The sequence below is a fragment of the Rhizobium sp. BE258 genome (assembly GCF_031457345.1).
Taxonomy (GTDB): domain Bacteria; phylum Pseudomonadota; class Alphaproteobacteria; order Rhizobiales; family Rhizobiaceae; genus Rhizobium.
In genome coordinates this window covers 183295-209695 of the sequence record NZ_JAVDWL010000002.1, presented here as the reverse complement: position 1 = coordinate 209695, position 26401 = coordinate 183295, and the positions used below count along the sequence as shown (strand labels likewise).

Genomic DNA, 26401 nt, shown 5'->3' with positions numbered 1-26401 from the left:
AGGGAACGCGCCGATTGGCAACGGAAACAGTAAGCTCGCGGAGAACGGGCTCGTCAATTATATGCTAAACGCATATGTATAAAAAAGTGGCAAAGCGCCACAAACGTGACGCCTTTGCCACATCGTCCTGTCACAATCTGCAATCGGAAGGATGGCCTGCGCGGGATCGTTTCCCGCATAGGCAATGGAATAGCTTACGCCCGTTTCGTCAGCGGAAACCGTTCCTTCAACAGCCGCAGCACCGATTCTGCAGGCATTGGCGGGCCGAAAAGGTAGCTTTGGCCGTAGCTGCAGCCCATCTTGGCAAGCTCGATCGCGTCCTCGTTGGACTCGATGCCTTCGGCGACGACCTTCATGTCGAGTTCGCGGGCCATGTTGATCACCGAGCGCAGGATGGTGGCCTTCTTGTCGGTATTGTCGCGCACCAGCGCCTTGTCGAGCTTGATGGTGTCGAACGGGAAGCGCGTCAGGTAGGAGAGGGAGGAATAGCCCGTGCCGAAGTCGTCGAGCGCCAGGCCAAGGCCCGCTTCCTTCAGCTTCTGCAGCACCAGGCGCGCCTGTTCCGGGTTTTCCATCACCATCGATTCCGTCAGCTCCAGCTTCAGGCGCGAGGGTTCGCAATGGGTCTTGGCCAGTACCGAGCGCACATCGTCATAGAGCTCGTTGTTGAGCAGCTGCACGCTGGAGAGATTGATCGACACGAAGATCGGCAATTCGCCGGTCTGGTTCTGCCAGCCCATCAGGTCGTTGGTCGCCTGTTCCAGCGCAAAAAGCCCGAGCGGGCCGATGATGTCGGAAGCTTCCGCGATCGGGATGAACTCGGATGGCGGGATATTGCCGCGCTTCGGATGCTCCCAGCGCATCAGCGCCTCGAAACCGGCGATCTCGACATCCTCGAGCCGGGCGATCGGCTGATAGACCATCGACAGTTCCTTGCGCTCGATGGCGCGGCGCAGATCCGATTCCAGCTGCAGCCGGTCGGCCCCAAAATCGCGGAATGCCGGGCGGAATGGCTCGACGCGATTGCCGCCGGCGCGCTTGGCGCGGTACATCGCCAGCTCGGCGTCACTCAGCATGCCGGCCGCATTCTCCTGCTGGTCGACCCAGGAGGAGAGGCCGATCGACGCCGTCAGGACGATCTCGCGATTGGCGAAATTGATCGGCACCATGATCGCCTTGCTGATCGCATCGGCAAAATCGGCGATCTTCGCCGGATCGCGCTCGGAAACCAGGATCAGGCCGAACTGGTCGCCCGCCAGACGCGCCAGCGTGTCCTGCGCCTTCAACAGGCGGCGCAGGCGCCGGGTCAGCGCGATCAGGATATTGTCGCCCGCGGCAACGCCGAGTGCATCGTTGACCAGCTTGTAGCGGTCGATATCGATCACCATCACCGTCGGGCGCAGCGTATCGCCCGAAGGCGCCAGCGCCAGCACCGACTGCAGGCGGTCGATGAACAGCTGGCGGTTCGGCAGGCCGGTCAGGTTGTCGTGCAGCGCGTCGTGCAGCAGCCGCTCGATGGAATTCTTCTGCTCCGTCACATCGACGATCGTGCCGACGCAGCGGATGATTTCGCCGTTGGAGCCGAGCACCGGCCGGGCGCGGATCAGCAGCCAGTGGAAATGGCCGTCCTCGGCGCGGATGCGGAACTCGTGGTTCAGGCGGCCGCGGCGATGTTCGAGCAGCACGTCGAGCGTGGCACGGAAACGGTCGCGGTCGTCAGGATGCAGCCGCGGCAGCCAGTTGCGCGCAGCGCCATGCATCGTTCCGGGCGACAGGCCAAGCTTCACGGAAACATCGGGAATGGTGACGACGCGGTCGCGCGCAACGTCCCAGTCCCAGACCATGTCGCCGGAGCCGGTCAGCGCCAGCGACTGGCGTTCGAGATCGGAAAACAGACCCTGCTGGAACGCACCGCCCGCAAAGGCGTGCTGCATCACGGTAAAGCCGATCAGCAGCACGATCAGAACCAAACCGCCGCCAAGCGCCGGCTGGATGATGTCGTTGTCGAGCCGGCCGGTGATCGTCAGCCATGCCCCGAAGATCCACACAAGGATCAGCGCCCAGGCGGGCACGAGCAGGATGGCGCGGTCATAGCGGTTGAGGCCGAGATAGACGATCAGCACCAGACCCATCGTCGCCGTCAGCGCGAAGGAAAGCCGGGCGATACCCGCGGCGATCGACGGGTCGTAGATCGCCACGCCGAAGAGCAGGGCGAGGCCTAGCACCCAGGCGAGCGTCGCGTAGCCGAGATGCGTGTGCCAGCGATTGAGGTTCAGGTAAGTGAACAGGAAGATGACGAAACTCGAGGCCAGCGCCACTTCCGCGCAGGCGCGCCATATTCGCTGGTCCGCGGAAGCGATGCTGATCAGCTTGCCGAGGAAGCCGAAATCGACGCAGATATAGCCGAGTACCGCCCAGGCGAGCGCTGCCGTTGCCGGCAGCATCGAGGTTCCCTTGACGACGAACAGGATCGTCAGGAACACGGCGAGCAGACCGGCAATGCCGAGCACGATGCCGCGGTAGAGCGTGAAGGCGTTGATCGTGTCCTTGTAGGCGTCCGGTTCCCAGAGATAGATCTGCGGCAGGTCGGGGCTTGCAAGCTCGGCGACGAAGGTGATGACGGCCCCTGGGTTTAGCGTGATGCGGAAGACATCGGCCTCGTCGCTCGGCTGCCGGTCCAGCGCGAAGCCTTCGCTCGGCGTGATCGCCATGATGCGCTGAGAGCCGAGGTCAGGCCAGAAAAGCTTGGAATTCACCAGACGGAAATGCGGGGCGACGATGACGCGCTCCAGCTGTTCTTCCGAAACGTTGGCGAGCGCGAAGACCGCCCAGTCGCCCTGGTGATTGTCGGAGCTGGCACGTACCTCAATACGGCGCCGGATGCCGTCGGCACCGGCTGCTGTGGACACCTGGAAGGCTTCGCCCTGGTTGGCGTAAATCTCGGTGGTCTTGGTGAGGTCGAGCGCGGTGTCGTCGCGCGAAATCTTCACCGGCTCAGCCGCATGTGCGGTACCGGCGGCCAGCGCAAGCACCGACAGGAAGAGAGCTGCGATCACCGCGATCAATCGGCCGGACGGTGATGTGTGCAGCATGCGGTTCGTGGTCATCGGCTGTCGGTTTTCCTGCCTGTATCCGTATCGGTGGCGATCAGTGAAAACATCACATGGTCATGCCACTGACCGTTGATTTTCAAGTATCCGCGCAGATAGCCTTCCCGCTGAAACCCGGCTTTCTCAAGCAGGCGAATGCTCCGTGCGTTGTCTGGAATACAGGCTGCTTCGATACGGTGCAACTCAAGCCCTGCGAAGATATAGGGTATAACCAACTGAAGTGCGGCGAACATATGGCCCTGACCGGCGTGTTTCTCGCCCATCCAGTAGCCGATCATGCAGCTCTGCGCCGCCCCGCGGCGGATATAGCCGATGGTGATGCCGCCGAGCAGTTCCATGTTCGGTTTGGAAAACAGGAAGAGCGGGATCGCCTGTCCGGAGGCATATTCCTGCTTGCCGCGGATGACGCGGGCGCGAAAGGCGCCCTCCGTCAGTTCGTCACGCCGCCAGGTCGGCTCCCAGGGTTCCAGGAACTTGCGGCTTTCCGAGCGCAGCTTGTGCCACTGGTTGAAATCCTGATAGCGCGGCAGCCGCAACGCATAGCGGCTGTTCTCCAGCTCGACTGCTTCCGGCTGCCGCGACAGGAACCGAAATACCGATTTGGGCATCGATCACTCCCGGCGGGCTGAAAGCGGTCTAGCGGCTTGCCTGTTTGGATTGCGGCACATGGGCGGACAGCGAAGCAGTGATGTCTTCCATCGGCGCAAGCTGCTCCAGCGGTCCGATCGCCGACAGCGTCGGAACGGTGTCGAAGAACAGCCGTCCGGCAAGGTCGGTCAGGCGCTCGACGGTGATGCCCTCTAGCCGCTCCATCATCTCCGGATTGGAGATCGGACGGCCATAGAGCATCATCTGCCGGGCAATCTGGCCGGCGCGGGCGGCCGGGCTTTCCTGACCCATCAAAAGCTGGGCGCGGATCTGGGCGCGGGCGCGCTCGATTTCCTTCTGCTCGATCGAGCCGGCAGACTTGTGCAGCTCGTCGATGATGACAGGCACCAGTTCCGGCAGGTTCTCACCGCCGGTCGCAGCATGGATGCCGAAGATGCCGGTGTCGGAAAAGCCCCAGTGGAAGGCATAGATCGAATAGCAGAGGCCGCGAATTTCGCGCACTTCCTGGAACAGCCGCGAAGACATGCCACCGCCGAGGATGTTGGCGAGGATCTGCGAACAGTAGAAGTCGCGGGCGTGATAGGCCTTGCCTTCGAAGCCGAGCAGGATCTGCGCATCCATGAGATCGCGGGTCTCGCGGATATTGCCGCCGATATAGCGCGCGGGCTCCATCACGGGCGTCGCGATCGGCGCTGTCGGCAGGCCGGCGAAGCGCTGCTCCACCATCTTGACGAACTCGTCGTGATCGACGGCACCGGCTGCGACCACGAACATCCGGTCGGTCGTGTAGTTGCGGCCGAGATAGGTGCGGATCTGCTGCGGCGAGAATGAAACGACCGTCTCCGGCGTGCCGAGAATGGCGCGGCCGAGCGTTTGGTCCTTGTAGGCGGTCTCCGAAAACTTGTCGAAAACGACGTCGTCGGGCGTATCGTTGGCAGCGTTGATTTCCTGCAGGATGACCTGCTTTTCGCGCTCCAGCTCATCTTCCTCGAAGGCCGATTCCGTCAGGATGTCGGCGAGGATGTCGATGGCGAGCGGCACGTGGTCCTTGAGGACGCGGGCATAATAGGAGGTCGTTTCGGTCGAGGTTGCGGCGTTCACTTCGCCGCCGACATCCTCGATTTCCTCTGCGATATCGCGTGCCGAGCGGCGTGCGGTTCCCTTGAAAGCCATGTGTTCGAGCAGGTGGGCAATGCCATGCTCGTCTTCCGTTTCGTTGCGCGAACCTGATTTGATCCAGACCCCGAGTGCGGCACTTTCAAGGTGCGGCATGGTCTGTGTCACTACTGTCAGCCCGGATTTGAGCCGGGTGCACTCAACTGTCATTGGCTATCTTTCTGCGCTGCCGAATTACGTCCGGGCATGCTTGCCGATAAAGCTTTCAACGGCCTTAAGTTCCGGATCGATGACTTGGAAGCGCTCCTCCTTAAGCATCAGATCAGCAAGCCACGTCGGGAGCGCCGGGTCAATACCGGAGGCCGATTTTACGGCCGCCGGGAACTTAGCCGGGTGGGCGGTGGCAAGCGTCACCATCGGCGTATTCGGCTTCTCGTGCTTGGCGGCAACGAAGACGCCGATCGCCGAATGCGGATCGAGTAGATAGCCCGTCTCGGCAAGCGTTTCCTTGATCGTCTGGGCCACCTGCTTTTCGCTGGCGCGGCCGGCGCGGAAGTCCTTCTTGATGGCGGCAAGCGCCTTCGGAGCGATCTCGAAACCGTTCGATTGCTTCAGGCTGTCCATGGCGTGGCGCACCTTGGAAGCGTCGCGGTCATAGGCCTCGAACAGCAGCCTTTCGAAGTTGGAGGAGATCTGGATATCCATGGACGGAGAGGTGGTCGCCTTGACCTCCTTCATGTCGTAGCGGCCGGTCTTCATCGTCCGCGCCAGGATGTCGTTCTCGTTGGTGGCGATCACCAGCTTGCCGATCGGCAGGCCCATCTTCTTGGCGGCATAACCGGCAAAGATATCCCCGAAATTCCCCGTCGGCACGGTGAACGAAATCTTCCGGTCCGGTCCGCCAAGCGCCACGGATGTCGTGAAGTAATAGACGATCTGAGCCATGATGCGGGCCCAGTTGATCGAGTTGACGCCCGAGAGCTTCACCTTGTCGCGGAAGGCGCCGTCGTTGAACATCGCCTTCACCAGATTCTGGCAGTCGTCGAAATTGCCGTTGACGGCAAGCGCATGCACGTTCGGCGATGTCGAGGTGGTCATCTGGCGCTGCTGCACCGGCGACACCTTGCCATGCGGGAAGAGGATGAAGATGTCGGTCCGCTTGCGTCCCGCAAAGGCGTCGATCGCCGCGCCGCCGGTATCGCCGGAGGTGGCGCCGACGATCGTCGCGCGCTCGCCGCGCTTTTCCAGCGCATAGTCCATCAGGCGGGCGAGCAGCTGCATCGCCACATCCTTGAAGGCGAGCGTCGTGCCGTGGAACAGCTCCATGACGAAGCTGTTCGGTCCGGTCTGCACCAGCGGCGCGATCGCCGGGTGGCGGAAGGTGCCATAGGCCTCGTCGATCATCGCCCGGAAGGTTTCGGTCGGGATTTCGCCATTGGTGAAGGGCGAGAGAATCGTGAACGCGATATCCTGATAGCTCTTGCCGCGCAGCGCCCGGATCTCCTTCTTGGAGAACTGCGGCCATTGACGCGGAACGTAGAGACCGCCGTCGCGGGCAAGACCCGTCAGAAGCGCATCGCAAAAGCCGAGAGAAGGGGCCTCGCCGCGGGTCGAGATATAGTCCACGTTCTTCATCCTTGACGTTATGGCCGGAAGCGATCCGGAGAAGGAAAGCAAGCGCCTGAAATGCTGCGAGCCGAAATGTGCATCAAAACGGCGCTTACCCAATCGATTTTTGTTTGCGCCGCTGATATAGACCATCGCAAACTGTGACGAAAGGCCTTGCAAACGCGACTTCGGGCCTGCCAAAAAACTTTGTAAGAGGGTGGAATAATCGTGTTCGGCAAAGTCCCGCGTCTCATCGCTTCCGCATCGTTGGCCGCTCTTCTCGCAGGCTGCAGCTCGCTCGGAATGGGCGGCGACAGCAAGCCCGCAGAGGCTTCCGCGCAGACCGGTGGCACCGCGCAGATCATGCCGATGGCCCCGCAGAATCCATCTTCGACAGACAAGCCGATCGGCACCGCCACCAATGCGTCAGGTGCCGTGCAGCCGGTCGTTCAGGGCGCTTGCCCGCAGATCTACATGCGCGATCAGGATGCTATCTTCCGCACCTATGCCAAGGGCGGCAAGAAGGCTGTCGTCAACAGCGCCGCAGGCCAGCAGGATGCGCAGCCGACCGACCAGATCGTCTATCAGGCCGCATTCGGCGACTATACGCGCCAGTGCACGCTCAACGACCAGAACCTGACGATGACCATCGTTGCGCAGGTTCGCGTACTCGCCGGTCCGGCAGGCGGCCCTGGTACCGTGTCGCTGCCGATTCGCATCAGCGCTGTCGACAGCCAGGGTGCAATCAACAGCGAGACCGTGCCCTTCACCGCGCAGATACCGGCTGGCCAGACGTCGACGCAGGTCCTGTTCCGCCACGACGGCTTCAAGCTGCCGGTGGGTTCGGGTTCGCTGGTTCGCGTCAATATCGGCTTCGATCAGGGCAACGCCCCGAAGACCAAGAAGAAAGCCAAGAGCTCCTAATACGCCGCTTGTTTCGGCCTCCCCGTCATGCTTCTGTCATGGCGGGAGAGATTCTTCGCGATGAAAATCGGCATCGTTCTCAATCCGGCGTCGGGAAGGCGGGGCAGGCGGCTGTTCTGGTCCGCGTTGCGGCGTGCGCTCGAAGCCCGCTCGGCCGATATCAGCCTGCGTGAAACCAAGGGTTTCGGCGATGCTGGGCGCCATGGTCGGGAACTCGCCGAAGACGGCTGCGATCTGGTGCTGGCCGTCGGTGGCGATGGCACGGTTGGCGAGGTGGCGGGAGGTATCCTCAGATCAAGGCGTCCGGGCGCGGTCTTCTCTTTCATTCCGACGGGCACCGGCTGCGATTTCGCCCGCAATTTCGCCATCCCCCGTGAACCCTCGAGGATCGCCGAACATCTGTTGACCGCACCGGTGCGCTCCGTCGATGCCGGGCTGCTGACCTGCGAAAACGAAGACGGCGTGAGCTGCACCCGGCATTTCATCAATATCGCCAGCTTCGGCGTTTCGGGAAAGATCGTCAGCGCCGTCAACGAGGCACGGCGGGGCAGGCGGCTGCCGGGCCCGATGGTGTTCTTCTATCACAGCCTGATGCAGATCCTGCGCTACAAGCCCTGCAAGATCCGCCTGCGGCTCGATGGCGAGGATGTCTATGACGGGCCGATCACCGCCGTTGCGGTCGCCAACGGCGCCTGGTTCGGCGGCGGCATGAAGGTGGCGCCCGGCGCCGATGTTTCCGACGGGCTCTTCGATGTGGTGATTATCAGAGGTGCCGCGAGGCTGCGCCTGCTGACGCTGATGAACAGCATCTACAGCGGCAATCACGTGAAAAGCCCGCTGGTCAGCATCCACCGGGCGCGTCTGGTCGAGGTCTGGCCGGCCGGCGAGGCGGCACCTGTCGATAGCGACGGCGAGGCGCCGGGGCATATTCCGGCACGTTTCGAGATACTGCCCGGCGCCGTTAACCTGCTCGTCTGATCAGAGCGCGCCTTCCCATTCGGAAAGTGCGGCAACGACACCAGGAAGATCGCTCATCCGCGAGATCACGGTTTCCGCACCTGCATCCGTCAGGTGGTCGGCATGCGAGGGATAGCTGTGCGATGCACCGGTAAAGCCGATGACGCGCATACCGGCACTGCGGGCCGCATGGACGCCATGAACCGAATCCTCGACGACAACGGTGCGCGACGGCGAAACGCCCATCTTCTCCGCGCCATGCAGGAAAATGTCCGGCTTCGGCTTGGTGCGGTCGGGGCCAAGGTCCTTGGCGGAAAAGATGTTCGGCGCAAACAGCGGCTTGAGGCCGACCTTGCCGAGCATCATGTCGAGGCGTGCAGAGCTCGAATTGGAGCAGATGCAGCGCTGCAGATCGAGCTTGGCGATAGCAGCGGCGACACCGGCGATCGCCTCGACATCCTGCTGGAGCTTGAGATCGAGCAGCTTCTCGGACTTGTCGAGCAGCGAGGCCGAAAGCGGGATGCTGGCATCACGCTCGACCTGCAGAAGAATGTTCTTCCAGGTCAGGCCTGCGAAGCGCTCGGCCATTTCTTCCGGGCTGATCGGGTAACCGGCCTCGGTGAGAAGGGCGGATTCGACTTGCGCCGCGATGATTTCGGAATCGACCAGAACGCCGTCACAGTCGAAGATAATGAGGTCGAAGCCCTGCATGTTCGTCCAGCCTTGTTGGGGATGGCGGCGGTTTACACGATGGCGTTCCAAAGCTCAACGGGGGCGTTGACATGGCAGCGATGCGCGCTGTGGGCGGCTTGTCGCCGCCGAATGCCATTTGCGCCGGAAGGCACCGCAGGATAGCCTCGCCAAGCCGATTCCCGCGCATTATTGGACAGCATGGCCAAGGAACCCGAAGACACGATCGCAAGCCGCATCAGCCGCATCCTGGCGGAGCGTATCGTGCATGGTGAACTGGCCGCCGGCGTCAGGCTTCGGCAGGACCATATCGCCGAGGAATTCGGCACCAGCCATGTGCCGGTGCGCGAAGCTTTCCGCCGCCTCGAAGCGCAGGGGCTGGCGATCAGCGAGCCGCGCCGCGGTGTGCGCGTTGCCTCCTTCGATCTGGAAGAGGTGCGTGAAGTCGCCGAAATGCGCGCGGCGCTTGAGGTTCTGGCGCTCCGCCACGCCGCCAAGCACCTGACATCGGCGATCCTCGATGCCGCCGAGCAGGCGACCCGGGATGGCGATGCGGCCGCCGACGTGCATGCCTGGGAAGAGGCGAACCGCCGCTTCCACCGGCTGATCCTCGCGCCCTGCAACATGAACCGCCTGTTGGCGGCGATCGACGATCTGCATGCGGCAAGCGCTCGCTTCCTGTACTCGGCGTGGCGTTCCGGATGGGAAAAGCGCACCGACCACGATCACCGCGCCATCCTGCTGGCGCTACGCCAGGGCCGCATCGATGAGGCGGCCGTCATCCTGCAGAAACATGTGCAATGGATCGGCCGTTCTCCCTCGGCGCGAAAGCCCGGCGAGCCGGAAGCCTTCGCCATCGTCGGCTGATTGGCTCAGGTCTCGACCGGAAAGAGCTGCAGAAACTGCCGCTCGCCTTCGGGCGAAAAGATCACCGAGCGGCTTTCGGCCGTGCGCCGCGCCCAGCCCTTGTCGAAGAAGTTGGAAAGCAGCGCCTTGCCGAGGCTGCCCGCCAGATGCGCACGCCGCTCGCTCCAGTCGAGACACGAGCGGCAGAGCGGACGGCGTGACGATTTCAGGCCATGCAGGTCTATGCCGATGCACTGGAACCGGTCCTCGCCCTTTGCCGTCACCGCCAGTCCATCGCCGATGGCGTCGATCGCTCCTGAGCCGACAAGGCTGTCCAGCATCCGCACGCCATAATCGCCGGCCAGATGATCGTAGCAGATGCGTGCCTTGCGCAGCGCCGGTTCCTTCGGTCCCGGCTGGTGGCGCAGATGCCCGCGCCCGGCGGCAAAGCCCATGATGCTTTCCAGCAGCTTACCGACGCCGTCATCGGCAAGCGTGAAATAGCGGTGGCGTCCCTGCTTGCGCTGCGAAAGCAGGCTGCCGGCCTCAAGCTTGGCAAGATGCGTGCTTGCCGTCTGCAGCGTGATGCCGCCGGCGGCCGCAAGCTCCGTCGCCGTCAGCGCCTTGCCACCCATCAGCGCCGTCAGCATATTGGCGCGGGCGGGATCGCCGATGAGCGAGCCGATCTGTGCGATGTCTGGTCCTTCTTTCATACTTCGATCGTAACCGAAGCATGCCGGTGCCGCAACATGGCAAAACTCTTCTCACGACAACAGGAGAAAGAGATGCTCACCTGCTTCATCCGCTACGAGATCGATCCGTTCAAGAAGGACGCCTTCGCCGAATATGCCCGTAACTGGGGACAGGCGATCCCGCAGAACGGCGCCGACCTGATCGGCTATTTCGCCCCGCACGAGGGCTCGCTGACGACGGCCTACGGTGTCTACAACATCGAAAGCCTTGCCGCATACGAGGCCTACCGTGCGAGGCTCGCCGCTGATCCGCGCGGCCGCGAGAACTATGAATTCGCCAAGCGCGAGCGCTTCATCCTCAGGGAGGACCGGATCTTCCTGAAGAATGTCTCCGCACCCCATGCCAAGCTGGTGCTGCCATGATCGCCGTCATCTTCGAGGTCGTGCCCTTTCTGGGCGAGCGCCACAAATATCTCGATCTGGCGGGAGAGCTGCGCGCCGAACTGGAGAGCATGGATGGCTTCATATCCATCGAGCGCTTCGAAAGCCTGACGATGCGCGGCAAGATCCTGTCGCTCTCCTTCTGGCGCGATGAGGACGCCGTCAAGGGCTGGCGCAATCGCGAGGCGCATCGCAACGCCCAAGCCGCCGGCCGCAACGGCGTCTTTGCCGATTACCGCTTGCGTATCGGCCACATCGTCCGCGATTACGGCATGTTCGAGCGCGACGAGGCGCCGGATGACAGCCGCAAGGTCCACGACACCGCCGGGGCTTGAAAGGGCCAAGACAACGAAGGCGTGCCGGCGTCAACTCCGGCATGCCACCAGTGATAGAATAAAATTGAAATATCACTTCTATCTAAAGTATTTATCGCCTTTCTATTTCAGTCACGAAGCCGTGAAAACGCTTCCATGCTTACTCTATATTATCGAATGGTGTGCATAACGGCACTATATTTTAGCTCCGAGGCATACTCAAAATGCGTTCTTTACGTCCCTTTCTCAAGGACCGGCGCGGCAATTTCGGTGTCATGACCGCAATCCTGATGGTGCCGCTGCTCGGCGCTGCAGGTCTTGCTGTCGACTACAGCGACCAGAGCGAGCTTCGGACCGAGCTGATGGAGGCAGCCGATGCTGCAGCCCTCGGCGCCATATCCCCGCAGTCGTCAGGTTACAAGGCGATCCAGTCGATGACTGGCGACGGTGAGGTCAGTATTGCCGAGCAGGATGCGCAACAGATGTTCATGGCGCAGCGCTCAAGCGGCCTTAGCCAGACTGCCGGCTCGCTGCCTATCAACGTCTCGATAAAGGTTGCCAAGCAAAGCGGTGTCGTCACCGCCACCGTCAATTTCGGCACGCAGGCGCCGACCACGTTCATGAAGATCCTGGGCATCAATTCCATGCCTGTCAGCGGCACGGCGACCGCCTCCAGCGGCGGCATGTCGAGCGCCAGCTACACCGACTTCTACCTGCTGCTCGACAATACGCCGTCGATGGGCATCGGCGCGACGCAGGCCGATATCGACGCGCTTGTAAAGGCGACCGCAAATGCCCCGGATGCCGCGGGCCGCAACTGTGCCTTCGCCTGCCATATGGTCTGGGGCAGCGGCGTTGAAAACACGGACAGCAACTATCTCATTGCCCGCGCCAACGATATAACGCTGCGGATCGACGTGGTGACCGAGGCCGTCAAGGGGCTGATGGACGATGCGGCCGGGGAAACCCAGCCGAACCAGTACCGCTTCGCCGCCTATACGTTCGGCGCCGCGGCCTCTGAAACGGCGCCCTATTACGGTATCCAGCGGATCGCAACCCTGACCGGCGATCTCTCGACCATGCGCAACGCCATTGGCCAGATCAACCTGATGACGACGCAGCATCATCAGTTCAACGAGGATGCGCTGACGAGTTTCGACACGGCGCTGACCAGCATCGGCAAGGAAATCAAGACCGATGGCGGCACCGGCGCCAGCACCGGCGACCGCCAGGAAGTGGTGTTCTTCGTGACCGACGGCCTGGGCGATAGCCGCAAGAGCAGTTGCACCGGCGGCTCCTGGTGGTCCAATCCGGACCGCTGCCTGCAGCCGATCGACCCGAAGCTCTGCTCGGCGCTGAAGGATCGCGGTATCAAGGTCGCCGTGCTCTACACCACCTACCTGCCGATCCCCACCGATCCGATCTGGAACCAGGCGATCAATCCGGTCTTTGCCAAAAATATCGGACCGAACCTGAAAGCCTGCGCCACCGAGGGGTTGTTCTTCGAGGTCAAACCCACCGACGACATGGCCGCCTCGATGTCGGCCCTGTTCAGCAAGGCGGCGAGTGCCACGAGCGGCCTCAGGCTGACGAATTGAGGGGAGGCGGGCCAGGTGCCCGCCTTTTCATTTTCTGCGTGTATAGTTCGATAATTTCCCGAAATCGCTCACCGCTTCAGGCTTTGGTAACCAAACTGGGTAACCATAACGGTCAGTTAAAAGCGTAAGTGTATGAGCGAGTAACATAATGGCGTCTGTCTTTCCGCTTGCCGATCTTAAGACCTCCGTTAAGCCGGATTCCTGGATCGACACGATCATCAAGGGTGATTGTGTCGCTGCCCTCGAGGCCCTGCCGACCAATTCCGTCGATGTGATCTTTGCCGACCCGCCCTATAACCTGCAGCTCGGCGGCACGCTGCACCGTCCCGATCAGTCGCTGGTCGATGCGGTCGATGACGAGTGGGATCAGTTCGCTTCCTTCGAGGCCTACGATGCCTTCACGCGCGCCTGGCTGCTGGCTTGCCGCCGCGTTCTGAAGCCGACGGGCACGATCTGGGTCATCGGCTCCTATCACAACATCTTCCGCGTCGGCGCCACGCTGCAGGATCTGAATTTCTGGATCCTCAACGACATCGTCTGGCGCAAGACCAACCCGATGCCCAACTTCAAGGGCCGCCGTTTCCAGAACGCCCATGAGACGATGATCTGGGCAAGCCCGGACGCCAAGGCCAAGGGCTACACCTTCAACTACGATGCCCTGAAGGCATCGAACGACGATGTGCAGATGCGCTCGGACTGGCTGTTCCCCATCTGCAGCGGCGGCGAGCGCCTGAAGGGTGACGACGGCAAGAAGGTTCACCCGACCCAGAAGCCGGAAGCACTGCTCGCCCGCGTCATCATGGCCTCCTCGAAGCCGGGTGACGTGATCCTCGATCCGTTCTTCGGTTCGGGCACGACGGGCGCCGTCGCCAAGCGCCTCGGCCGTCACTTCGTCGGCATCGAGCGCGAGCAGGATTACATCGATGCAGCCTCGGCCCGCATCGCCGCCGTCGAGCCGCTCGGCAAGGCGGAACTGACTGTGATGACCGGCAAGAAGCAGGAAGTGCGCGTCGCCTTCAATGTGCTCGTCGAAAGCGGTCTGATCAAGCCCGGCCAGGTGCTCTACGATGCACGCCGCCGCTACAGCGCGATCGTCCGCGCCGATGGCACCGTGGCCTCCGGCGGCGACGCCGGCTCCATTCATCGCCTGGGCGCGAAGGTCCAGGGTCTTGATGCATGCAACGGATGGACCTTCTGGCATTTCGAAGACGGGCAGACCCTTCGCCCGATCGACGATCTCCGGGCCGTCATCCGCAGTGATCTGGCGAAGGCCGAATAACGTAAGCCTTTACCGATCGAGACTACCTTCTTCCGGTGTTTGTACCTCCAGTTACGGAAGAAGGCTCATGGCGCCCGGGATCAACACCCTGGGCGCCTTTCTTTTGATCTTGCTAACTTGTCGCGTCCCATCGTTAACTGGCAGCCAATGCGTGATCTTGGGGGCTGTCATGTATTTCGCAACAGTGCTTTTGTTGATGCTGGTATTGCCCATCGTTTCCGTAGTTTCGGAAGCTGTCTTCGCCGCCAATGCCGATCTGTTTTTTCTCGTCGGCAAGTGGTTCGTGTTCTGGGGCGTCGGCCTGCGCCTTCTGCTCGCTGGTCTCAAGCAGGTCGCCCAGCCGTCCTTTACGGCTGAAAAGATCTTCGGCGTCACTGACGAGAAAGCATTTCCGCTGGTCCAGGAGATCGGCTTCGGCAATCTTTCGATCGGATTGCTGGGTGCAGCGAGCCTTTTCCAGCCGAACTGGGTAGTGCCGGCTGCACTGGTCGGCTGCATTTTCTTCGGTCTGGCTGGGCTGAAACACCTTACGCAGCCGTCGAGGAACAGAAGCGAGACCATTGCCATGCTCTCCGACATCGGCATCTCTGCCGTGCTTGCCATCTATCTCGTCGCCCGCGCCCTGACTTTCGCAGCGTAGAAACGCGTCGCGTCAGGCAAACAGAAAAACGCCCGGAACTGATCCGGGCGTCGAGTTTGATCGCAGGTCGGGCTGTCAGCGCCTCAGAAGCGCCTCGCGCTCTTCATCGTCGTCCCGCTGGCGTCCACCGATCGCCGCCGAAACGCTGGCGATGAAGGCGCCGACGAGCAGCGACATGGCGCCGATCAGCGCAACACCCGATGCCGTCTTGCGGGCCGTATCGGCGGCCTTCTGCGCCGCTACCTTCGCATCATCGATACGCTTCAGCACACCATCGACGCGGGTTTTTGCATCGGCTTCGGAAAGCCCGGTGCGCGAGGCAACCACCTGGTCGAGATAGGCACGATCGTCGGCGGAGATTTCGCCCTGCGCCGCACCGCTGATCAGCACGCGGGAAATCTCGGCGCTGACCGCTTCGTTGCTCTGGTTCTCAGGCGCAGCTCTGCCATCAGCCGGGCGCAGCAGCGCATCGGTGAAGTAGGATGTCGAGAAGCCGCCCGTATTGTCTGAACCGGACACTGCAGCCGCTGCTCCCGCGCCACCCACTGCCGCTGTTGCTCCAACCGCAGTCGCGGTCGCACTGGCACCGGCACTGACGAGCGAGGATACCGCCGAGCCCAGCAGGCCGATAACAATAAGCGTTGCCAGCGCCCAGGCCAGAAAGCCATGCGCCGTATCGCGGAAGAACACCTCATAGGTGTGAACCCCGACCCACTTTGAGCGAAGCCGGCCGGTGATATAGCCGCCGAGCGCCGACGACGCCCATTGCACAACGATCAGCCACACAGCCGCCGTCGCCCCGATCGTCGCCAGCGAGCTGCTGCTGTTGGCGAAGGGCGAAATCATCGTCAGCCCAAGTCCGGAGCCGATCAGCATGAAGATCAGGGTGATCGCCGTGGCGGCCAGCGTGCCGGCGAGAATCGGCCCCCAGCTGACGGCCGAGGACGACGATTCCTGCGGAGCGCCGGTAACGACGCTCGATACGGGTTGCGACATCGTGATCTCCTAGTGCCAGAAAAGAAGGATGATCAGGATCAGCGGAATCGGAACCCCGAGAAACCAAAGCAAAATACCTCTACCCATCCTATTCCTCCTGCCGGCTCTGCCGGGCTGCTGATTGATGCCTGCCGCAAGTGAAGCGGCTGAGATCAAAACAACCGGAAAAGAAGAATGTTCCTGAAGTCTTTCAGCTGGTTGTGCGATTTGCAGAAATTGTTGCGCAAAGGGCGGCATCGCTGCCGCCCTTCTGGTCAGAATGCCTGATAATCGGTTACCTGCACATGCGTGACGCGGCCATCCTCGTTGAAGGTGATGGTTTCCTCGCCCTCGCGGATCAGCGGCTTGCCGGTGCCGCTATGCGTTGCCCGGACCGACCAGACCGCGCGCCCGGCCCGCGGGCTCACCTTTTCCACCAGCATGTCGATCGCCGTCTGATCCGGGTAATCGTCAAAATACTTGCGGAACGCCGTCATGATCTGCTCGCGCCCAGCAAGGCTGCCGACGCCGTTCGAGACATAGGTCGCGTCATCGGCGAAATAGTTCTCGATCGTCTGGAAATCGAGCGCATTGATCGCGCCATGGAAAAGCTTGATCTCTTCGACCGGATCGAATGCCATGATCAGATCTCCACGCCATACGCTCTGAGGTCGGCGCGCAGCTTGTCCGCACCGGTGAAATGCACGGCCTGCCAGCCTGCCTTCCGCGCACCTTCGACATTGACGATGGTGTCGTCGATGAAGATGGATGTTGCCGGATCGAGGCCGAAGCTCTCGGCATGCATCTCGTAGATCGCCACATCCGGCTTGATCAGCTTCACATCGCCCGAGACGGTAACGCCGCGCGTCTTCGTCAGGAAGGGATAGCGAACCTGCGCCTCGCGAAACGTGTCGGAAGCGAAATTCGTCAGCATCGTCACATCATGGCCGCGCGCGATCAGCTCTTCCATCACGACGACGCTGTCGTCATAGGCATGCGGCACCATTTCGTGCCAGTATTTGCGGAAGTGCCGGATCTGCTCTTCGCGCTCCGGATGCGCGCCGATCAGCAGCGCCTCGGCTTCTTCCCAGGAGCGGCCGCGGTCCTGCTCGATGTTCCAGTCATGGGTGCAGACATTGTCGAAGAACCACTTGCGCTCTCCGGCATCGGGGATCAGCCGCTGGTAGGGCAGGCTCGGATCGTAGTGGATCAGCACTTTACCGATATCGAAGACAATATGATTGATGGGCATCTATCATTCCTTGACTGATTTGAACGCGAGAGGAATAGCCGCTGCGATCGCTTTTTTCATGATCGTCGGCAGCGCCTGGGCTTCAAGATTTGTAACCGGTTCCCACCATCCGTCATTGATTTCAACGGGATCGGAGATCGCCACGCGAAAGATCTGCAGCCTGAGTTCAAAATGGGTGAAGACGTGAATGACGGTGCCGCAGGGCTGCCATTCCGCCGGGAAGGGCGCGGCATCCGTGCTCGTCGCCCCGTCGATCCGCGCCGTCCACCCCGTTGTCGGAACCTCCGTCATACCGCCGAGCAGCCCGCTTTCGATGCGCCGCCGCAGCAGGATCGCGCCCTCTCCGGTGACCGCGACGAATGCCGCACCGTGCCGCACCGGCTTCTCTTTCTTCGCCGCCTTGACCGGAAACAGCTCGGGATCGTGCAGCCGCAACGCCTCGCACGATCCATTGAACGGACAGAGCGAACAGGCAGGACGCTTCGGCGTGCAGATCGTGGCGCCCAGATCCATCATCGCCTGGGCGAAATCGCCGGGCCGGTCAGCGGGCGTCAGCAGCACTACCTTCTGCTTCATCAGCGGCTTGCCCGTGGGCAGCGGCGTGGAAATGGCATAGAGCCTGGAAATCACCCGCTCGACATTGCCATCCATCACCGCCGCCTGCCGGTTGAAGGCGATCGCCGCAACGGCCGCCGCTGTGTAGTCGCCGATACCGGGTAGCGATTTCAGGCCCTCTTCACTATCCGGGAAGATGCCGCCATACCCGGCGGCGACCGCTTCGGCGCATTTCTTCAGATTGCGGGCGCGGGCGTAATAGCCGAGTCCTGCCCAGGCGGCCATGACATCGTCGCTCGGCGCCGCCGCCAGATCGTTCACCGTCGGCCAGCGCGCCAGGAAATTGGCGAAATAGGGCTTTACCGCCTGCACCGTCGTCTGCTGCAGCATGACCTCGGACAGCCAGATGCGATAGGGATCGGCCTTGACGCCGCGCGCCGCCATCGGCGGCGAGATGCGCCAGGGCAGATCGCGATGGTGGCGGTCGTACCATTCGAGCAGGGGCTTTGCGCTGGGCGCGGTCAATGTCTTTGAAGTCATCGTTTACCGGAGGCAGGGGAGTGGCCTATAATTGGCGAAGCATTGCCGCGGATCAAGGCGGCCCTGCCGATTGGTGGCAGCATCAGAAGGTTTCGATGAGTTATCCACGCAAAGGTGAGAAGCAGATCTCCGAACTGGCCAACGGCCTGATCGATCCGGTGCTCGCCAAGCGTGCCGGCATCAACACCGCGCTGCTCGGTTCCTGGGACGAGATCGCCGGCGAGGATTTTGCCGATTGCACGCGGCCCGAAAAGATCGCCTGGGCCCGCGGCGGCGAGGACGGCACCTACAAGCCCGGCGTCTTGACGATCGCCTGCGAAGGCGCCCGCGCCCTCTTCCTCACCCACGCCCAGGGCGAACTGATCCAGCGCATCAACAGCTTCTTCGGCTTCTCCGCCGTCCACCAGATCCGCATCGTCCAGAAACCGGTCTCCCAGGCCAGCAAACGCTCCCGCACCCCGCCACCGCTGAAAGGCGAGGCGGCCCGCAAGCTCGAAGGCATGCTGGAGGGCATCGAGGGCGACAAGCTGCGCGAGGCGGTGAAACGGCTGGGCACCGCGGTGCTGGGGAAGCGGCGGTAGCCGCTGTTTGCGATTGGAAGCTTCTGGGTTGGTTTTCAGGCGAGGAGCAGGCGATGTGTAAAGACAAGTCGATTGACAGTGAACGTGAGGCGCCGGACGAGGCGATGCGTCGAAGCATCCAGGAGTCGATCAATGACTCGGGTATCGATATCGACGCCGAAACCGTCTTCGATCGCATCACGCGAAGCGGATTTCCACTTCTGACCATGTCAGATGAAGAACAATTCATCCCTTAGCCTTTGCAAGGTCACAATTCTTTGAAGAAAGTTGGCGAAGCGTGCCTTGTTCGCGGCCTTTAGCCGTTATATCGCACATTCAGCCGCTACTCTTGCTTATGGGGAATCCATGCACATCTCTGAAATGCAAATGACGAAACGCCAGCTCCTGAGCGGTGTCGCCGCTGCAGGCGCGACTTTGGCGCTCTCCACGGCAGCGCAGGCGGCGGTCGAAATTCCGCAGCCCGAAGGCGATGTCGACATGGAAGCGGTGCTCAAGCCCGGTGAACTGCCGGAGATGGCGCTCGGTCCGGAAGATGCCAAGGTCAAGATCGTCGAATATATGTCGATGACCTGCCCGCACTGCGCCCACTTCCACAACACCACCTTCGACGAGATCAAGAAGAAGTATGTCGAGACCGGCAAGGTCCGCTTCATCATCCGCGAATTCCCGTTCGATCCGGCCGCTGCTGCAGCCTTCATGCTGGCCCGTTGCAACGCTTCCGATCCGACGAAGCTCAGCACGCCGGAACAGTATTTCCCGATGGTCTCGATGCTCTTCAAGCAGCAGGAAACCTGGGCCGCAGCCGACGATCGCCGCGCTGCCCTTCTGCAGATGTCCAAACTTGCTGGATTTAGTGAGGATAGCTTTACGAAGTGCTTGACGAACCAGAAGCTTCTGGATGAAGTGAACGCTACGCGGGAAAGGGGCTCTAAGGAGTTCGGCGTCAACGCGACGCCTACTTTCCTGATCAACGGCAAGCGTTACGCTGGGGACATGACGGTTGACTCCATGTCGGCACTTATCGACAGCCTGCTCTGAACCGTACCGTTCTAATCTGACGGGCGGCCCTCTCGGGCTGCCCGTCTTTTATTTTGCGCCTCTTCTTTTCCCCGTCGGGGAGAGGGCCGCATGAAGTTCAACAAGCTGCGCCTTGTCGGCTTCAAATCCTTCGTCGAACCGGCGGAATTCGTCATCGAGCGCGGGCTGACCGGCGTCGTCGGTCCGAATGGCTGCGGCAAGTCCAATCTCGTGGAAGCGCTCCGCTGGGTGATGGGCGAGAATTCCTACAAGAACATGCGCGCATCCGGCATGGATGACGTGATCTTCTCGGGCTCCGGCAACCGCCCGGCGCGCAACACCGCCGAAGTCGCGCTCTATCTCGACAATGCCGATCGCACCGCGCCTGCCGCCTTCAACGACAGCGACGAAATCCAGGTGACGCGCCGCATCGAGCGGGAGCAGGGATCGGTCTACCGCATCAACGGCAAGGAAAGCCGCGCCAAGGATGTGCAGCTCTTGTTTGCCGATGCCTCCACCGGCGCCCGGTCGCCGTCGATGGTCGGGCAGGGCCGCATCGGCGAGCTGATCTCGGCAAAGCCTCAGGCCCGCCGCCAGCTGCTCGAAGAGGCCGCCGGCATCTCCGGCCTGCATTCGCGCCGCCACGAAGCCGAGCTTCGCCTGCGCGCCGCCGAAGGCAATCTTGAGCGTCTCGACGACGTCACCTCGCAGCTTGAAAGCCAGATCGAAAGCCTCAAGCGTCAGGCCCGTCAGGCCAACCGCTTCAAGACGCTGTCTGCCGATATCCGTGCCCGCGAAGCGATGCTGCTGCATATCCGCTGGGTGCAGGCGAAGGAGACCGAAGCCGAGGCCGACAGTGCGCTGAACCAGGCAACCGTCGTCGTCGCCGAAAAGGCGCAGATGCAGATGGAAGCGGCGAAGACGCAAGGGATCGCCAGCCTGAAGCTGCCGGAACTGCGCGAAGGGGAAGCCCGGGTCGCCGCCGCGCTGCAGCGCCTGCAGATTGCCAAGACGCAGCTGGAAGAGGATGCCAACCGCATCCTGCGCCGCCGCGACGAGCTGACCCGCCGTCTGGCCCAGCTTGCCGAAGACATCCGCCGCGAAGAGCGGCTGGTCTCCGACAACGCCGAAATCCTCGCGCGCCTCGATGCCGAAGAGGCCGAGATCAACGATATCCTCGCCGATTCCGGCCGCCATGCCGAAGAACTGCGCGAAGCCTTCGAGGAAGCCGCGGCCAAGCTTGCCGATAGCGAGCGTATCTTCACATCTGTGACCGCCGAGCGCGCCGAAGCCGCTGCCGGCCGCAACCAGCTGGAACGCGCCATCCGCGACCTCACGGATCGCAAGATGCGCCTGGAACGCCAGATGGACGAGGCGAACCGCGAACTGACGGCGATCGCCGAAAAGGTCTCGGCTTTGGCGGATCCGGAAGAGAAGCGCGCCATGGTCGAGGCAGGCGAGATCGCCCTTGCCGAAGCCGAGGCAGGCATTCAGGCCGTCGAGCAGGCGCTTGCCGAGGCCCGCCGTACCGAAGCCCTGTCGCGCGCGCCTGTCGATGAGGCGCGTTCGAAGCTGAACGGCCTGGAAACCGAGGCCCGCACCATCCAGCGGATGCTGGCAGCCGGTGCCGCCGCAGGCGAGTTTCCGCCGGTTGCCGAAGAGCTGCGGGTCGATCGCGGCTTCGAAACGGCGCTCGGCGCCGCGCTTGGTGACGATCTGGAATCCCCACTCGATCCGAAGGCGCCGGCGCACTGGTCGGAGAATGGCGACGGATCGGCCGATCCGGCACTGCCGTCAGGCGCTGTCCCGCTGTTGAACCATGTGCGGGCGCCATCGGCACTTACCCGCCGCCTGAAGCAGATCGGCCTTGTCGCCGCCGCCGATGCCCATCGTCTGGTGCGCGACTTGAAGCCCGGCCAGCGTCTGGTGACCCGTGAGGGCGCCGTCTACCGTTGGGATGGCCATGTCACCGGTGCCGATGCCCCAAGTGCTGCGGCACTGCGGCTCGCCCAGAAGAACCGTCTGGCGGAGCTCGAAAGCGAAGTCTCGATCGCCCGCGATGTGCTTGCCGAAGCCGAAGAGCAGCTTGCCGTTGCCGCTGAAGCGATCCGCGGCGAGGAGCGCCGGCTGAACGACGCCCGCGACATGAGCCGCCTGTCCGCCCGTCATCTGGCCGAAGCGCGCGAGGCGCTGGCCGCGGCCGAGCGGGCCTCCGGTGATCTCGTCCGCCGCCGTGACGTGGTGGCAGAGGCCGTCAGCCAGCTGCAGTCGCAGCAGGAAGACATCGCCATCCAGGAAGAGAATGCCCGCATCGAGCTCGAGGACGCGCCGGATCTGACGGCGATCGACGAGCGCCTGCGCCTGCAGCAGATGGAAGTCGCGACCGATCGCGGTCTCGCTGCCGAAGCCCGCGCCCGCCATGACAGCCTGAACCGCGAAAATGATGCCCGCCAGCGCCGGATCGTCGCCATCGGCCAGGAGCGTGAAACCTGGCGCCAGCGCGCCTCAAGCGCCGAAGACCATATTGCCACGCTGCGCGACCGCGAAGAGGAAGCGCGCGACGAGGCCTCAGAGCTGGAAATGGCGCCGGACGAATTCGACGACAAGCGCCGCGCGCTGCTGACCGAATTGCAGAAGGCCGACGAGGCCCGCCGCGCCGCAGCCGATCTTCTGGCCGCCGCCGAACTTGTTCAGCGCGACGCCGACCACAAGGCGGCCACCGCACTGTCCGAACTTGCCGAAAGCCGCGAGCGCCGCGGCCGCGCCGAGGAGCGCCTGGTCTCCGCCCGCGAAAAACGCCAGGAAAGCGAAAGCCGCATCCGCGAGGCGCTGAATGTCGCGCCCCACGAAGCCTTCCGCCTGACCGGCCTTCAGCCGATGCAGTCGATCCCCGATCCGCGCGAAGTCGAGCGTGACCTGGAACGGCTGAAGATCGAGCGCGAGCGTCTCGGCGCCGTCAACCTGCGCGCCGAGGAAGAGCAGAAGGAGCTCAGCGACAAGCTGGAGGCGCTGATCAAGGAACGCGACGACGTCATCGATGCGATCCGCAAGCTGCGCGGCGCGATCCAGAGCCTCAACCGCGAAGGCCGCGAACGCCTGATTGCCGCCTTCGATGTCGTCAACGCCCAGTTCCAGCGGCTCTTCACCCATCTCTTCGGCGGCGGCACGGCCGAGCTGCAGCTGATCGAATCCGACGACCCCCTGGAAGCCGGCCTCGAAATCCTCGCCCGCCCTCCCGGCAAGAAGCCGCAGACCATGACGCTGCTCTCAGGCGGCGAGCAGGCGCTGACGGCGATGGCACTGATCTTTGCGGTCTTCCTCACCAATCCGGCGCCGATCTGCGTGCTCGACGAAGTGGATGCGCCGCTCGACGATCACAACGTCGAGCGCTATTGCAACCTGATGGATGAAATGGCCGCTTCGACCGAAACTCGATTCGTGATCATCACTCACAATCCGATCACGATGGCCCGCATGAATCGCCTCTTTGGTGTAACGATGGCCGAACAGGGTGTCTCGCAGCTTGTATCCGTCGACCTGCAGACGGCTGAGCGCCTGCGCGAAACCGCTTGAAAACAAAGGCGTTTCGAGAAAACCCCAAAAAAGTTAGGGTCTTGCTCATACGTTAACCCAATTGGGTGATGCTTTCCCCTTGTTTTTGCATTAGAAGTTGTCCTTAGCGAATGAGGAGATCGCCGAAAAACGATTTCTGTCGCGCATGTTGGATAATGCTGACAACTCCGGGACGAGGGCAAAACCGGGCTTGATGGCATAGGTGGACCCCCCGTCCAGTTTTCCTGGCTGGACGGAAATAAGGCTTTGCGGGACCGTTGTTGCAGTCCCGCAAAGCTTTTTTATGCGTTCCCCACATTCAAACGGTTTGATGTGCTGCATTGATTGTGCGGTGCAACATTTTGCCGTATTTGTCGATTTTCATTTCCGGACCAAGGGATTAAGGTGGTCCCGGAGAATGAGGCGGGGGAAATATGTCCAAGCTGGTCTATACGTTCGGAAACGGGCAGGCGGAAGGCCGTGCGCGTGATCGTGACGTGCTGGGCGGCAAGGGCGCCAACCTTGCCGAAATGTGCGCATTGGGGCTGCCGGTCCCGCCCGGTCTAACGATCGTCGCCGATGCCTGCGCCACTTATTACAAGAACTCCCGCAAGCTCGACGATGATCTGAAGACACAGATCCGCGCCGGCGTGGAAGGCATTGAAAAGGCCACCGGCCGCCGTTTCGGCGCCACTGATCATCCGTTGCTTCTCTCCGTGCGCTCCGGCGCCCGCGTCTCGATGCCGGGCATGATGGACACTGTCCTCAACCTTGGTCTCAACGACGAGACGGTGCAGGCGCTCGGCCATGATGCCGGCGACGCCCGTTTTGCCTGGGATAGCTATCGCCGCTTCATCCAGATGTATGCCGATGTCGTCATGGGCCTCGACAATGAGGTCTTCGAGGAAATCCTCGAAGACGAAAAGGCACGTCTCGGCCACGAATACGATACCGAGCTTTCGGCCGGCGACTGGCAGCATGTCGTCTCGCTCTACAAGGACATGATCGAGGAAGAGCTTGGCGAAGCCTTCCCGCAGGAGCCGGAAGTCCAGCTCTGGGGTGCTGTCGGCGCTGTCTTCGCTAGCTGGATGAGCGCCCGTGCCGTCACGTACCGGATGCTGCACAATATCCCCGAAGTATGGGGCACGGCGATCAACATTCAGGCCATGGTCTTCGGCAATCTCGGCAATGCCTCGGCCACCGGCGTCGCCTTCACCCGCAATCCCTCGACCGGCGAGAAGTCCTTCTATGGCGAGTTCCTGGTCAATGCGCAGGGCGAGGATGTCGTCGCCGGCATCCGCACGCCGCAGAGCATCACCGAGGATGGACGCCTGAACTCAGGCTCCGAGCGTCCGTCGCTCGAAAAACTGATGCCGGAGGCTTTTGCCGAGCTCACCCGTATCTGTTCCGAGCTCGAAGCCCATTACCGCGACATGCAGGATATCGAGTTCACCATCGAGTGCGGCAAGCTCTGGATGCTGCAGACCCGTTCCGGCAAGCGCTCGACACGTGCCGCCATGCGGATCGCCGTCGATATGGTAGACGAAAAGCTGATCACCGAGGAGGAAGCGGTGCTGCGCATCGAGCCCTCGACGCTCGACCAGCTGCTGCACCCGACGATCGATCCGCGCGTCCAGCGCCAGGTGATCGGCAGCGGCCTGCCGGCTTCGCCCGGGGCTGCGACGGGGGCCATCGTCTTCACCGCCGAAGAGGCCGTGGCGGCCGAGGAGGAGGGGCGCAAGGTCATCCTGCTGCGCGTCGAGACAAGCCCCGAAGATATTCATGGCATGCACGCCGCCGAAGGCATCCTGACGACACGCGGCGGCATGACCAGCCACGCGGCTGTCGTCGCCCGCGGCATGGGCATCCCCTGCGTCGTCGGCGCCGGCACCATGCGCATCGATCTGCGCAACGAACGCTTGATCGGCGTCGGCGTGACGCTGAAGAAGGGCGACATCATCACCATCGACGGCTCAGCCGGCCAGGTGCTGAAGGGCGAAGTGCCGATGATCCAGCCGGAGCTCTCCGGCGATTTCGGCCGCATCATGGGCTGGGCCGATCGCGTCCGCCGCATGACCGTGCGCACCAATGCCGACACCCCGGCGGATGCCCGCGCGGCCCGCTCGTTTGGCGCCGAAGGCATCGGGCTCTGCCGTACCGAGCACATGTTCTTCGAAGGCGACCGTATCCATGTGATGCGCGAGATGATCCTCGCCGAAGACGAGAAGGGCCGCCGCCTCGCGCTCGACAAGCTTCTGCCGATGCAGCGGCTGGATTTCACCAGCCTGTTCAACGTCATGCATGGCCTGCCGGTCACCATCCGCCTGCTCGATCCGCCGCTGCACGAATTCCTGCCGAAGACGGATGAGGAAATCGCCGATGTGGCGGCGGCCATGGGCATGGAGCCCCTGGCGCTTCGCCAGCGCGTCGATGCGCTGCACGAGTTCAATCCGATGCTCGGCCACCGCGGCTGCCGTCTCGCCATCTCCTATCCCGAAATCGTCGAGATGCAGGCCCGTGCCATCTTCGAGGCGGCGATCGCGGCGGCCCACGAAACCGGCGCCGCTGTCGTTCCTGAAATCATGGTGCCGCTCGTCGGCCTCCGCTCTGAGCTCGACTACGTCAAGGAGCGGATCGATACGATCGCCAAGGCGGTCATGGCGGAAGCGGATATCAAGATCGACTACCTGGTCGGCACGATGATCGAGCTGCCGCGCGCAGCTCTCAGGGCTCACACCATCGCCGAAGCCGCCGAATTCTTCTCTTTCGGCACCAATGACCTGACGCAGACCACCTTCGGCATCTCGCGCGACGACGCCTCGGCCTTTATCCCGACCTATCAGCGCAAGGGCATCATCGAGCATGATCCCTTCATCTCGCTGGATTTTGATGGTGTCGGTGAATTGATCAGCATCGCCGCCGAGCGCGGCAGGCGCACCCGCAATGACATGAAGCTCGGCATCTGCGGCGAACATGGCGGCGATCCCGCCTCGATCCATTTCTGCGAACGGATCGGCCTCGACTATGTCTCCTGCTCGCCCTTCCGCGTGCCGATCGCCCGGCTGGCGGCAGCGCAGGCCGCCATCAACGGCGGCCACTGAGACC

At 62.5% G+C, this 26401-nt stretch carries 24 protein-coding genes; 13 read left to right on the top strand and 11 right to left on the bottom strand.

What is annotated here, in order from left to right; translation table 11 throughout:
- Positions 1–194: 194 nt before the first annotated feature.
- From J2X43_RS06255 to thrC, 4 genes are read right to left on the bottom strand one after another with little or no spacing between them, the layout of a single operon-like run.
- Positions 195–3107, bottom strand: a complete 2913-nt coding sequence (locus tag J2X43_RS06255; protein WP_310291852.1) for a sensor domain-containing phosphodiesterase — start codon at positions 3105–3107, stop codon at positions 195–197.
- Positions 3104–3718, bottom strand: coding sequence for a GNAT family N-acetyltransferase (locus tag J2X43_RS06250; RefSeq protein ID WP_112537178.1), 615 nt, complete (start codon positions 3716–3718; stop codon positions 3104–3106). Before J2X43_RS06250 ends, J2X43_RS06255 begins: the two co-directional genes overlap by 4 nt.
- Positions 3719–3746: 28 nt before the next feature.
- Complete coding sequence (locus tag J2X43_RS06245; protein WP_112537179.1) at positions 3747–5045, bottom strand: pitrilysin family protein; 1299 nt, start codon at positions 5043–5045, stop codon at positions 3747–3749.
- 24 nt (positions 5046–5069) lie between these two features.
- The gene (gene thrC / locus J2X43_RS06240; protein WP_310291846.1) at positions 5070–6470 is read right to left on the bottom strand and encodes a threonine synthase; all 1401 of its coding nucleotides are present in this window, start codon (positions 6468–6470) and stop codon (positions 5070–5072) included.
- Positions 6471–6668: 198 nt separating this feature from the next.
- On the opposite strand from thrC, the gene J2X43_RS06235 reads away from it, so the two are divergent.
- Positions 6669–7367, top strand: coding sequence for a hypothetical protein (locus J2X43_RS06235; RefSeq protein WP_310293753.1), 699 nt, complete (start codon positions 6669–6671; stop codon positions 7365–7367).
- Between the two features lie 60 nt (positions 7368–7427).
- A complete protein-coding gene (locus J2X43_RS06230; RefSeq protein ID WP_310291844.1) occupies positions 7428–8345 on the top strand; it encodes a diacylglycerol kinase family lipid kinase in 918 nt (305 codons plus the stop codon).
- Here J2X43_RS06230 and J2X43_RS06225 read toward each other — a convergent pair whose 3' ends face one another.
- The gene (locus J2X43_RS06225; RefSeq protein ID WP_112386425.1) at positions 8346–9035 is read right to left on the bottom strand and encodes an HAD family hydrolase; all 690 of its coding nucleotides are present in this window, start codon (positions 9033–9035) and stop codon (positions 8346–8348) included.
- A gap of 180 nt (positions 9036–9215) precedes the next feature.
- On the opposite strand from J2X43_RS06225, the gene J2X43_RS06220 reads away from it, so the two are divergent.
- On the top strand, positions 9216–9881 hold the full coding sequence (locus J2X43_RS06220; protein WP_310291842.1) for a GntR family transcriptional regulator: 666 nt from the start codon (positions 9216–9218) through the stop codon (positions 9879–9881).
- A gap of 5 nt (positions 9882–9886) precedes the next feature.
- Here the strand turns inward: J2X43_RS06220 and J2X43_RS06215 are convergent, their stop codons facing one another.
- Entirely contained in the window at positions 9887–10573 is a 687-nt protein-coding gene (locus J2X43_RS06215) for a helix-turn-helix transcriptional regulator (RefSeq protein ID WP_310291839.1), read from the bottom strand.
- A 72-nt stretch (positions 10574–10645) separates the two neighbouring features.
- Here J2X43_RS06215 and J2X43_RS06210 point away from each other — a divergent pair, with 72 nt between their 5' ends.
- The 5 genes from J2X43_RS06210 to J2X43_RS06190 all read left to right on the top strand — a co-directional run bounded on the left by J2X43_RS06210 (position 10646) and on the right by J2X43_RS06190 (position 14824).
- Entirely contained in the window at positions 10646–10975 is a 330-nt protein-coding gene (locus tag J2X43_RS06210) for an NIPSNAP family protein (protein ID WP_310291837.1), read from the top strand.
- On the top strand, positions 10972–11328 hold the full coding sequence (locus tag J2X43_RS06205; protein WP_310291835.1) for an antibiotic biosynthesis monooxygenase: 357 nt from the start codon (positions 10972–10974) through the stop codon (positions 11326–11328). The genes J2X43_RS06210 and J2X43_RS06205 overlap by 4 nt, the downstream gene beginning before the upstream one ends.
- A 203-nt stretch (positions 11329–11531) precedes the next feature.
- Positions 11532–12905, top strand: coding sequence for a pilus assembly protein TadG-related protein (locus J2X43_RS06200; RefSeq protein WP_310291833.1), 1374 nt, complete (start codon positions 11532–11534; stop codon positions 12903–12905).
- 148 nt (positions 12906–13053) lie between these two features.
- Positions 13054–14184 (top strand): site-specific DNA-methyltransferase, encoded by a 1131-nt coding sequence (locus J2X43_RS06195; protein WP_112518152.1) that lies wholly within the window; start codon positions 13054–13056, stop codon positions 14182–14184.
- Positions 14185–14353: 169 nt separating this feature from the next.
- A complete protein-coding gene (locus tag J2X43_RS06190) occupies positions 14354–14824 on the top strand; it encodes a DUF6790 family protein (RefSeq protein WP_310291831.1) in 471 nt (156 codons plus the stop codon).
- A 75-nt stretch (positions 14825–14899) separates the two neighbouring features.
- Here the strand turns inward: J2X43_RS06190 and J2X43_RS06185 are convergent, their stop codons facing one another.
- The 5 genes from J2X43_RS06185 to mutY are packed head-to-tail and all read right to left on the bottom strand — an operon-like array spanning position 14900 to position 18146.
- Positions 14900–15820 carry a hypothetical protein gene (locus J2X43_RS06185; RefSeq protein ID WP_310291828.1) on the bottom strand — a complete coding sequence of 307 codons (921 nt, stop codon included), beginning with the start codon at positions 15818–15820 and terminating at the stop codon, positions 14900–14902.
- Between the two features lie 9 nt (positions 15821–15829).
- Entirely contained in the window at positions 15830–16057 is a 228-nt protein-coding gene (locus J2X43_RS06180; RefSeq protein WP_112386416.1) for a hypothetical protein, read from the bottom strand.
- A gap of 17 nt (positions 16058–16074) precedes the next feature.
- Complete coding sequence (locus J2X43_RS06175; RefSeq protein ID WP_112386415.1) at positions 16075–16440, bottom strand: nuclear transport factor 2 family protein; 366 nt, start codon at positions 16438–16440, stop codon at positions 16075–16077.
- A gap of 2 nt (positions 16441–16442) precedes the next feature.
- The gene (locus J2X43_RS06170; RefSeq protein ID WP_310291822.1) at positions 16443–17051 is read right to left on the bottom strand and encodes an HAD family phosphatase; all 609 of its coding nucleotides are present in this window, start codon (positions 17049–17051) and stop codon (positions 16443–16445) included.
- A 3-nt stretch (positions 17052–17054) separates the two neighbouring features.
- Positions 17055–18146, bottom strand: a complete 1092-nt coding sequence (mutY, locus tag J2X43_RS06165) for an A/G-specific adenine glycosylase (protein WP_310291820.1) — start codon at positions 18144–18146, stop codon at positions 17055–17057.
- A gap of 95 nt (positions 18147–18241) precedes the next feature.
- On the opposite strand from mutY, the gene J2X43_RS06160 reads away from it, so the two are divergent.
- The 5 genes from J2X43_RS06160 (at position 18242) to ppdK (ending at position 26397) form a co-directional block, all read left to right on the top strand.
- On the top strand, positions 18242–18727 hold the full coding sequence (locus J2X43_RS06160) for a DUF721 domain-containing protein (protein WP_112518220.1): 486 nt from the start codon (positions 18242–18244) through the stop codon (positions 18725–18727).
- 53 nt (positions 18728–18780) lie between these two features.
- Positions 18781–18963, top strand: a complete 183-nt coding sequence (locus tag J2X43_RS06155) for a hypothetical protein (protein WP_310291814.1) — start codon at positions 18781–18783, stop codon at positions 18961–18963.
- Between the two features lie 109 nt (positions 18964–19072).
- Positions 19073–19765 carry a DsbA family protein gene (locus J2X43_RS06150; RefSeq protein WP_112518146.1) on the top strand — a complete coding sequence of 231 codons (693 nt, stop codon included), beginning with the start codon at positions 19073–19075 and terminating at the stop codon, positions 19763–19765.
- A gap of 90 nt (positions 19766–19855) precedes the next feature.
- Entirely contained in the window at positions 19856–23317 is a 3462-nt protein-coding gene (locus J2X43_RS06145; protein WP_310291811.1) for a chromosome segregation SMC family protein, read from the top strand.
- A 413-nt stretch (positions 23318–23730) separates the two neighbouring features.
- Entirely contained in the window at positions 23731–26397 is a 2667-nt protein-coding gene (ppdK, locus tag J2X43_RS06140) for a pyruvate, phosphate dikinase (protein WP_310291809.1), read from the top strand.
- The last annotated feature ends 4 nt before the right edge of the window (positions 26398–26401 follow it).

Bases quoted from the DNA above. Each gene is read 5' to 3' on its own strand.
- J2X43_RS06255 (WP_310291852.1), bottom strand. From the start codon at position 3,107: ATGACCACGAACCGCATGCTGCACACATCACCGTCCGGCCGATTGATC.
- J2X43_RS06250 (WP_112537178.1), bottom strand. From the start codon at position 3,718: ATGCCCAAATCGGTATTTCGGTTCCTGTCGCGGCAGCCGGAAGCAGTC.
- J2X43_RS06245 (WP_112537179.1), bottom strand. From the start codon at position 5,045: ATGACAGTTGAGTGCACCCGGCTCAAATCCGGGCTGACAGTAGTGACA.
- thrC (WP_310291846.1), bottom strand. From the start codon at position 6,470: ATGAAGAACGTGGACTATATCTCGACCCGCGGCGAGGCCCCTTCTCTC.
- J2X43_RS06230 (WP_310291844.1), top strand. From the start codon at position 7,428: ATGAAAATCGGCATCGTTCTCAATCCGGCGTCGGGAAGGCGGGGCAGG.
- J2X43_RS06225 (WP_112386425.1), bottom strand. From the start codon at position 9,035: ATGCAGGGCTTCGACCTCATTATCTTCGACTGTGACGGCGTTCTGGTC.
- J2X43_RS06220 (WP_310291842.1), top strand. From the start codon at position 9,216: ATGGCCAAGGAACCCGAAGACACGATCGCAAGCCGCATCAGCCGCATC.
- J2X43_RS06215 (WP_310291839.1), bottom strand. From the start codon at position 10,573: ATGAAAGAAGGACCAGACATCGCACAGATCGGCTCGCTCATCGGCGAT.
- J2X43_RS06210 (WP_310291837.1), top strand. From the start codon at position 10,646: ATGCTCACCTGCTTCATCCGCTACGAGATCGATCCGTTCAAGAAGGAC.
- J2X43_RS06205 (WP_310291835.1), top strand. From the start codon at position 10,972: ATGATCGCCGTCATCTTCGAGGTCGTGCCCTTTCTGGGCGAGCGCCAC.
- J2X43_RS06200 (WP_310291833.1), top strand. From the start codon at position 11,532: ATGCGTTCTTTACGTCCCTTTCTCAAGGACCGGCGCGGCAATTTCGGT.
- J2X43_RS06195 (WP_112518152.1), top strand. From the start codon at position 13,054: ATGGCGTCTGTCTTTCCGCTTGCCGATCTTAAGACCTCCGTTAAGCCG.
- J2X43_RS06190 (WP_310291831.1), top strand. From the start codon at position 14,354: ATGTATTTCGCAACAGTGCTTTTGTTGATGCTGGTATTGCCCATCGTT.
- J2X43_RS06185 (WP_310291828.1), bottom strand. From the start codon at position 15,820: ATGTCGCAACCCGTATCGAGCGTCGTTACCGGCGCTCCGCAGGAATCG.
- J2X43_RS06180 (WP_112386416.1), bottom strand. From the start codon at position 16,057: ATGCCGCCCTTTGCGCAACAATTTCTGCAAATCGCACAACCAGCTGAA.
- J2X43_RS06175 (WP_112386415.1), bottom strand. From the start codon at position 16,440: ATGGCATTCGATCCGGTCGAAGAGATCAAGCTTTTCCATGGCGCGATC.
- J2X43_RS06170 (WP_310291822.1), bottom strand. From the start codon at position 17,051: ATGCCCATCAATCATATTGTCTTCGATATCGGTAAAGTGCTGATCCAC.
- mutY (WP_310291820.1), bottom strand. From the start codon at position 18,146: ATGACTTCAAAGACATTGACCGCGCCCAGCGCAAAGCCCCTGCTCGAA.
- J2X43_RS06160 (WP_112518220.1), top strand. From the start codon at position 18,242: ATGAGTTATCCACGCAAAGGTGAGAAGCAGATCTCCGAACTGGCCAAC.
- J2X43_RS06155 (WP_310291814.1), top strand. From the start codon at position 18,781: ATGTGTAAAGACAAGTCGATTGACAGTGAACGTGAGGCGCCGGACGAG.
- J2X43_RS06150 (WP_112518146.1), top strand. From the start codon at position 19,073: ATGCACATCTCTGAAATGCAAATGACGAAACGCCAGCTCCTGAGCGGT.
- J2X43_RS06145 (WP_310291811.1), top strand. From the start codon at position 19,856: ATGAAGTTCAACAAGCTGCGCCTTGTCGGCTTCAAATCCTTCGTCGAA.
- ppdK (WP_310291809.1), top strand. From the start codon at position 23,731: ATGTCCAAGCTGGTCTATACGTTCGGAAACGGGCAGGCGGAAGGCCGT.